The organism is Arthrobacter sp. 01T419 (genome assembly GCF_056398865.1).
On the sequence record NZ_JBFTQF010000009.1, the window covers coordinates 222,143 to 230,574 of the forward strand.

Sequence of the window (8,432 nt, forward strand, 5' to 3'; positions counted from 1 at the left end):
CTCATTGGTGGCTGGCGCTGCGATTAGCCCTTAAGGCATTTCTGGTACTCAAGCCATGCAAAGGCATACTTGATCCAGCCGAGGACGTCGTACCACTTGCTTGGCTTGACCGGTGCCGTGCACTTCGGGGGCAGCGGAGCAGCGACCTTGACGGCGGCCTTCACCACGGTCCCTGACTCGACGGCGGTCAGCACCAAGGTGCCTGTTCCGGCAGCCGCTCCCGCGGGAACCTTGGTGTTCACTGTTGCCGCACCGGATGCCACACTGACTGTTCCCAGCTCCGTTGCGACGCCCTTGGCATCTGTGAAGATGGCCTTGAGCGAGGCGTTTTGCGGGCTACCGAGAGAGGTCAGATTCAGTTTGGAGACGGCCAGGGTCATGGCGTCTCCGCCCCCCACCTCTGCCGCCGTGGTGTTCACGACGGCAACGGATCGGCGTGCGAAGTCCGGCGAGACAGGGTTGTGCGCTTTCAAGTACTTGATCCATGCGTCGCGGTCCACCAGTCCGGAGTCCTTGGTGTTGCTGCCGTCCTTGAAGACACGGAAGTTGTCGCCACCTGCAGCCAGGAAGCTGAAGGTGCCGATCCGGTACGACTTCGCGGAGTCGAGGAGGGCGCCATTCACCCAAATGGAGGTGATCCGGTCGCCTGCCGCACGGGCGGCGTCGTACGTGTAGTTCACGTTCTTGGACAGTCCCAGCTGCAGGTAAGGACGGCTCGGCACGGATCCATCGGCGCTAGTCTGCCACTGCTGCTCAAGGAGCGACTTGAACTGCGTGCCGGTGAGGGACGTGGTCCAGAGGTTGTTTACGAAGGGCAGCACAGCGTTGGCTTCCGCATACGTGATGGTGCCGTCGGGCGCGTAGTAGAGCTCGTTGCGCAGGCCGCCGGGGTTCACGACGCCGATCTCGGCCCCACCAAGTTCGGGCGCCTTAAGCGTGTCCACGAGCGAATCCGCCACCAGATTGCCAAGCGTGGATTCGCTCGCGCGGTCATCACGCTTGGGAGCACCGCCGGCGGGGTCCGGCGTGAAGGCAGTGGTGATATCCGCAGTGACCGCACCAACCGGCTGGTTCCCGACGGCGGCGGCGTCGGCAAGTGCCTTGTCCACGATGGCCTTGACTTGCGCAGCACGGGGGTACGTTCCGGACATGTCCGTTGTGGAGCGCTTGACGTTGCCCGCGGTGTAGGCAGTCACCGCCATGCTCTTGGTGTCCACCGTCAGGGTGATCCGCCCGATGTTCTCGCCGTAATTGCCGGTCTGCACGATCGGGCGGGTCTTGCCCGTCGGCTGGCCGTTGGCGTCAAGGATCGGGGCGTCCCAGGCGTATTCCTTGTGCGTGTGGCCGTTGAAGATGGCCACCACATCGGGTGTGGTTTCCTTCACGAGCTTGGCGAACGGGCCTCCCGCCGCGACTTCCTGCTCAATCGTGGCGCCCTCCGGCGTACCTGCTCCGGCGCCGTCGTGGATTTCCGCGACGATCACGTCGGCGAGCTTGTCGGCCTTGATCTTGGCAGCGACCCGGTTGACAGCGTCCACAGGGTCGCCGAACTCGAGGTCCGCGATGCCAGCCGGACTGACAAGCGACGGGGTTTCCTGGGTCACGGTGCCGATGACGGCCACCTTGATACCGTTCGTGTCCAGAACGGAGTACTCCGGCAACACCGGCGTAGTGGTGCCCTTCTGGTAGACGTTGGCACCCAGGACCGGGAACTTCGCATTGTTGCCGCCAGCGATGACGCGGTCGCGCAAGTCCGCCCATCCGCCGTCGAACTCATGGTTGCCCACAGCGGACGCCTTGAGCTCAAGGGCGTTCAAGACATCGATGGTCGGCTGGTCCTTGGCCACAGCAGAGGCGAACAGGGACGCGCCGATGTTGTCTCCCGCAGAGATGAACGCGGTGGAACCGGGAGTGGCAGCCGCGCGGAGCTGTTCGATGGTGCTGGCGAACAAGACGGTGTTGCTGTCGATACGTCCGTGGAAGTCATTGATGCCCAGGAACTGCAGGTCAACTGAGGCAGGGGTGGTCGGAAGGTTCAAGCCAACCACCACAGGGTCGTGGTCGCTGGCCCGGAATTGGTCCGGAGCGTAGTAGTTGACCACGTTGTTGTTGATCCTGCTGTACTCGAACGCGACCGACTCTACGGAGTTGATGTTCCAGATGTCGGTTCCCGTGACTACCTCATGAGCGGCAGGAGAAGCCAAAACGTGGTCGAGGGAGCCAACCATTCCGCCGAACAAGTACGAGTGCTTGCCCGTGCTGGTTTCCAGATCCGCGTAGCCGGCCCCCGTGAGGACATTGATCGGGTCTTCCTTGGAATAGGCGTTGAAATCGCCGATCAGGAACACTTTGTCGGTGCCCTTGGAGGACTTCAACTGATCGGCGAAGGTCAGGAGCGACTGAGCCTGCTTGGTGCGGGCGACGTTGGAGGCCCCTTGGCCCTTGTCAGTGTCGTCCGGCGTGGCTGCGGAGCCCTTGGATTTGAAGTGGTTCACGATCGCGATGAACTTCTTGTCATCGCTTGCCCCCACTGGTTTGAATACCTGGGCGAGGGGCTTGCGTGCACTGGCGAAAGCGACGGTGTCGTTGTGGATGATCGACTCACCCAGTGGTTCGGCGGTGGCCTTCTTGAAAATGAAAGCCGTACGGATCATGTCCTCGTCGCTCAGCGGGGGAGCGTTGGCGGGCGAGCGGACATAATCCCAGATTCCCGGGGTTTCAACATTGAGGGAATCCACCAGCTTGGCGAGGGCATCGTCGCGGTTCTTGCCGAATTGTGCCGAGTTCTCGATCTCCTCCAAGGAGACGACGTCGGCCCCGGACTTGTTGATGGCAGCGACGATCTTTGCCTGCTGGCGCTGGAGGTTCTCGGCATTCGCCGCGCCGCGGGCGTTGCAGCCGTCCTTGACCGTGATCGGGTTGCCGTCGCGGTCCGTGTAGTAGTTGCAGCCACTGAGCTGGTCACCGGTGGTGGGGAAGTAGTTCAGAACATTGAAGGACGCGATCTTCAGGTTGCCGCCCACATTGGCCGGGGCCTGGGGCCGGCTACCGGCGAAGCTGACCGGTTGCACGGAATCCGCGGTGGCCGTGGTCAGCTGGGAGAGCGGCTGGAATTTCCAGGAGTTATTCCCGTAACCGAGGATCACGTTGGTACGGAAGGTCGCAGCCGATCCAACCCGGACGGGATCGCTTGTGGTCAGGTAGGGGAGCGCCTGGGCCTTCGTGGAGGCGTCCTTGAGGAAGTTGGTGGATGCGCCGTCGTCGAGCTTGATCCCGCGCACGGCATTGTCCGCAACCACCGCGTTGTATTCCGCTGAACCGTAGCTTGCCACGGCTGTCGGCTGAACCAACGGTGAGGTTCCCGCCGCCAGGCCGATTTCGCCGTACTGGTTGAGCGAGTAGTTGTCCGTCACCGTGAAGGCGCCCTGCGGTGCCAGGAGCATGCCTTCGTTGCGCTCGCGGGCGGCTTCGTCGGCCGGGAGCGAGAAGTTGCTGGGCTTGACCTCAGCCGCGGCCTCGGTGAGTTTCTTCACGCCAGCAGCGTCCGCTGTGAGCTGGGTCTGGCTGGCGAATTCGCTCACTACGCCGGTGAGCTCGAGGTAGTCGCCGATCTGAGTGCTCGCGACGGTCGACGGCGAGTAGACGAAAATCGCGTCCGACGCCGTCTTGGCCGTCGGGTCGATGTCGCCGCCGGTGCCGGGGGTCTGCACGTAGTAGCCATTGAAACCGCCTGTGGCGTAGACGGCGGTGACCTTGCCGCGAGTGGTGACGGTGGCGCCGACAAACGGGCTGGCCGCTCCCGTGCCTTGGATTTCCGCAATGGTCTTGGTCTCCGGCCCTGCGGGCGGAGGAGTTGTGGCACCGGCCGCCGTCGGAGTGATGGCGGCGCTGAGCGCCAGATCGGCGGCGTTGTTGTCAGTGTCCGATCCGTTGCTCCGGTTCAGGCTCCTGACATCGGTGTTGCCCGTCGGTGCGAGGGCCGCTGCGGTCTCAAAGGTGTTTGTGGTGCCGTAGCCGAGGAGATCGGCTACGGCGGGGCTGCCCACTACGGAATCCGTGGGGAGCGGGTTCACTGCAGTGCCTTGCTTGGCAAGGACGATTGTTCCGGCGCTTCCGCTCGGATTGAGTGTGCCGGAACCGTCGACGTCGGCAGCTGGCAATTCTGCCGCCGTCGAGGCCGTGTTGTTGCTGCCGCCCTTGATGAGGAAGTATCCCTTGGCCGGGATGTGGCCGCTGAGGGGAGTGATGAAGGTGGGAGGGTTGACGTTGCTCGCCGCGCGGTATTGGAGCGACCAGCCGCTCAGGCTTACGGCGGAGTCGGAGTTGTTGTATAGCTCTACGAACTTGTTCCGGAACGCCGCACCGGCGCTGCCTCCGCTGAGGTAGGCCTCATTGATCACCACCGACGGGCTTGTCGCGGGTGGTGTATCGGCTGCCATGGCCGGAACGATGGTTAGCGGGGCTGCAAGGAGCCCCGCCGACACCACCAAACCGACCAAAAATTTCCCATTTTTGAAATGCATTAGCTCTAACTTTCAATTGGCCCTGTGGGGCGCAGTGGAAGACGCCCGTCGCGTGTGTCGGCGGGCGGTGAACCGGGCTTTACTCCGGTGGGGATATCACGCTCGGCATCACATCAGGCACGGGTGAATGCCGGGTTGCCGCGTGGTGACGGCGGCAGGTCAGGGTTCGGACCGCCCTGGGGAAGGCGAATCGTCCGGACATGGAAAAGGTCCCCACGGATGCTCCGTGGGGACCTGTGCGAGTGGAAGGCTCCAGCGGATCCCCCGACGCTGGCGAAAGAACCCTGCCGGCGGTGCCGGCCGTTGCTGGCCAACTCCGGCCGGCAGGGTCCGTGGTGGTGTGGGCTTATGAGGCCTGGTTTTCGATGAGCTTGAAGATCGCACCCGTCGGGTCGGTCAGGGTGGCCATCCGCCCGTAGGGAGTGTCTTCAGCCGCCTGGACGATGGTGGCGCCTAGGGAGACGGCCTGCTCGATGGTGGCATCGACCTTGTCCACGGCGAAATAGACCCCCCAGTAGGACGGCACCTCAGCCGGAAGGAAACCGGAAGCATCCATGATGCCGGCCTTGGAGTCGTCGCCCGCTCCGAGTGTGGTGTAGCGGAACTCGGGGGTGTCGCCCACGACGGTCGTTTCCCAGCCGAAGACGTTCTGGTAGAAGGAAACTGCAGAGTCGTACTCCTTGGCGAAGAGCTCGTGCCAAGCAGGTGCGCCCGTTTCGGCAGCCAGCTGATAGCCCTTCATCTCGCCGAACTGCCAGGCGCCGATGGCTGCTCCGGAGGAATCCGCGTACATGGCCATGGTCCCCTGGTCCGGTACTTCCATGGGTTCCATGTAGATCTGGCCGCCGTTGGCGACGGCCGCTTCAGTGGTCGCCTTGATGTCATCGGTGCGCAGGTAGGTGGACCAGACATCGGGCATCTGGCCCATGTCTTCCTGCTTCTGCATGATCCCGGCCACCATCTTGCCGTCCTTCGAGGCCGTGATGTAGCCGCCGTACTTTTCCTGGTCTCCGGTCTCGTAGGTCCAGCCGAAGAGCGTGTTGTAGAAGGACTTTGCCTTCTCCGTGTCCGAGGTCATCAGGTCGATCCAGCAAGGTGAGCCGGGGGTGATGTCAGGCGTGGGCATGTTTGCTCCTGTGTCGTTACCGCGGTGTTGCCACGGTTTCATGAGTGGGTGGTGGAGACAAACAGAACCCTATGCGTGGCCTCTGACAGTTTCAATGCCTTTGCCGGGTCTTATCCCATGACGAGCATCGGGACGAAGTAGATCGCACCGCCCACCACCGAGTAAATGGCGAACGGCGTCAGGGTGCGCGTTTCGAAGAAACGAAGCAGGAACTTAGTGGCGAACCATGCGGCGACACCCGCGCACAATGCCCCCACCAGGAACACCCCGCGCTCGTCGGCCATAGCCGGTGTGAAGAGTTCGGGAAGCTTGAGCAGGGCGGCCGCACCGATGATCGGCGTCGCGAGCAGGAAGCTGAACCGTGCGGCGTTCTCGTTGTTCAGCCCGGACAACAGGCCGCCGGCCATTGACGAGCCGGAGCGGGAGATTCCCGGGATCAGCGCGGCCGCCTGGGCCGTTCCGATTCCCAAGGCACGCTTCCACGGCAGGGTGGCGATTTCGGCGTCGGAAGCCGTTGCGGTGGCGGGCTGCGCAGCAGCGCGGCGACTATCCCGGGTCCGCAGGCGCTCGGCCGAAAAAAGGACAAGTCCGTTGACCACCAAGAAAGCCGCCGCGATCAGCGGAGAAGCGAAGAGGTTCCGGATGGGCTTTTCCAAGACCAGGCCGATGATTCCGGCCGGCACGGTTCCGACCACGAGGAGCCAGCCGAGCTTCGCGTAGGTATCTGACGGCGCAATCTTCCTGTCCCGGATGGAACGGCCAAGCCCCTTGGCGATGTCAATCCAGTCCCGAAGGAAGAAGAAGAACAGCACAACTGCGGTAGCCAAATGGGTGGCGATGAGGAAATTCAGGAATTCCGGAGCTTTCTGGTCCAGGCCCCAACCGAAGAGTTTGGGCAGGATGACGCTGTGGCCGAGGCTGGAAATCGGGAAGAGCTCGGTGATTCCCTGCAGCAGGCCCATGACGATGGCCTGGATCATGTTAATCATGGGTTCGATCCTAGCCAGCACCCGTTACTGCGAGGTGAACGTTTGCTGGGAGTGACCTCTGTGATCGTTCCAAGTAATCGCCAACCTCAGCGAGTCCCAATCCACCATCGTTGACACCATTATCTGGGTCACCTGGCTGGTGTTTGCCCTGGACTACGCGATGTGCCTCCTCTTGGCGCGGCGTCGCGCCCAGTGGTTCGTGCGGAACCTGCATGAATTGCTGATACTGGCCCTCCCGGTCCTGCGGCCCCTGAGGCTGCTGCGGCTCGTGACGCTACTGAAGTTGCTTCATCGCACCGCCGGGAACGCCATGCGGGGCCGCATCCTCACTTTTGTTCTCGGCTCCGCCGCCCTCCTGACCTACTGCGGTGCGCTCGCCGTACTTGACGCGGAAGAGAACGCAGCGGGGGCCAACATCACCAACTTTGGCGACGCCATCTGGTGGGCAATGGTCACGATCACCACCGTGGGCTATGGAGACCACTATCCGGTGACGATTGTGGGCCGCTGCGTTGCCGGAGGTCTGATGGTTTGCGGGATCGCTGTTCTTGGCGTTGTGACCGCTTCCGTTGCTTCGTGGCTCGTTGAACAGGTCTCCTCGGGAGCTGCAGCTGCCGCGACAGTCGCCGAGGAACCCATGAAACAGGAGATTCGCCGGTTGACCGAGCAGGTCGAGCGCCTAAGCGCGCTTTTGGAAAACCCCGACGGCGAGCTAGAGGGTGGCGTGGTCGGAGCCCGCAACGACCACTCGCCGTCCCCTTAGCCCGCCGTGGAGGCGCGTTCTTAGTCCTCGCTTCCGCGGACAGGGATGCTCGCGGAAGAAATCAAGACGCCGCCCTTTTCCTCGTTGGTGGCGGGGCGGATCTGGCCGCGTTCGGGGACAAAGACGATGGCCTCGTCTTCCTGCTCGGGGGCGTTGACGAAGGAGCGGAAGCGGCGGAGCCGTTCCGGATCCTGCAGGGTCGCGGCCCACTCGTCCTCGTAGGACTCGACGTGCTTGGCCATGGCGGCCTCGAGCTCGTCAGCGATGCCCAGCGAGTCCTCGACGACCACCTGGCGCACGTGCTCGAGGCCGCCGTCGAGTTCTTCCTGCCAGCGGGCGGTGCGTTGGAGCCGGTCCGCGGTGCGGATGTAGTACATGAAGTAGCGGTCGATGTACTTCACCAGGGTCTCGTCGTCCAAGCCGCCGGCGAGGAGCTGGGCGTGGGCGGGGTTCGCGCCGCCGTTGCCGCCGACATAGAGGTTCCAGCCTTCCGAAGTCGCGATCACGCCGACGTCCTTGCCGCGGGCTTCGGCGCATTCGCGGGCGCAGCCGGAGACGCCCATTTTGAGTTTGTGCGGGCTGCGCAGTCCGCGGTAGCGCAGTTCCAGGTTGATCGCCATGGCCACGGAGTCGAGGACGCCGAAGCGGCACCAAGTGGAGCCCACGCAGGATTTCACCGTGCGCAGGCTCTTGCCGTAGGCCTGTCCGGACTCCATGCCTGCGTCAATGAGCTCGCCCCAGATGAGTGGGAGTTGTTCGAGGCGGGCGCCGAACATGTCGATCCGCTGCCCGCCGGTGATCTTCGTGTACAGGCCGTACTTCTTCGCGATCGTGCCGATGACGACGAGTTTGTCGGGGGTAATCTCCCCACCCGGGATGCGGGGGACCACGGAGTAGGTGCCGTCTTTTTGCATGTTGGCCAGGGCGCGGTCGTTGGTGTCCTGCAGAGTGCCGCGCCCGGCGCCCAGGACGTATTCGCTGTTCTGGCTGGCGAGGATGGAGGCGATGGTGGGTTTGCAGATGTCGCAGCC

General features: G+C 63.3%; 5 protein-coding genes. 1 reads left to right on the forward strand and 4 read right to left on the reverse strand.

The annotated features are described in order from the left end of the window. Positions 1–23 precede the first annotated feature (23 nt). The 3 genes from AC1DLO_RS15030 to AC1DLO_RS15040 form a co-directional block, all read right to left on the reverse strand. Positions 24–4,523 (reverse strand): ExeM/NucH family extracellular endonuclease, encoded by a 4,500-nt coding sequence (locus AC1DLO_RS15030; protein WP_476890472.1) that lies wholly within the window; start codon positions 4,521–4,523, stop codon positions 24–26. A 346-nt stretch (positions 4,524–4,869) separates the two neighbouring features. Continuing rightward, positions 4,870–5,649, reverse strand: coding sequence for a VOC family protein (locus AC1DLO_RS15035; RefSeq protein WP_476890473.1), 780 nt, complete (start codon positions 5,647–5,649; stop codon positions 4,870–4,872). A gap of 110 nt (positions 5,650–5,759) precedes the next feature. Then, on the reverse strand, positions 5,760–6,638 hold the full coding sequence (locus AC1DLO_RS15040; protein WP_476890474.1) for an undecaprenyl-diphosphate phosphatase: 879 nt from the start codon (positions 6,636–6,638) through the stop codon (positions 5,760–5,762). A 139-nt stretch (positions 6,639–6,777) separates the two neighbouring features. Here AC1DLO_RS15040 and AC1DLO_RS15045 point away from each other — a divergent pair, with 139 nt between their 5' ends. Further along, a complete protein-coding gene (locus tag AC1DLO_RS15045; RefSeq protein ID WP_476890475.1) occupies positions 6,778–7,401 on the forward strand; it encodes a potassium channel family protein in 624 nt (207 codons plus the stop codon). A gap of 20 nt (positions 7,402–7,421) precedes the next feature. Here AC1DLO_RS15045 and AC1DLO_RS15050 read toward each other — a convergent pair. Beyond that, on the reverse strand, positions 7,422–8,432 hold a 1,011-nt coding region (locus AC1DLO_RS15050), incomplete at its 5' end, for a nitrite reductase large subunit NirB family protein (protein ID WP_476890476.1).

What these genes read in the sequence shown, in the direction of transcription:
- AC1DLO_RS15030 (WP_476890472.1), bottom strand. Translation starts at nt 4,523, where the DNA reads ATGCATTTCAAAAATGGGAAATTTTTGGTCGGTTTGGTGGTGTCGGCG.
- AC1DLO_RS15035 (WP_476890473.1), bottom strand. Translation starts at nt 5,649, where the DNA reads ATGCCCACGCCTGACATCACCCCCGGCTCACCTTGCTGGATCGACCTG.
- AC1DLO_RS15040 (WP_476890474.1), bottom strand. Translation starts at nt 6,638, where the DNA reads ATGATTAACATGATCCAGGCCATCGTCATGGGCCTGCTGCAGGGAATC.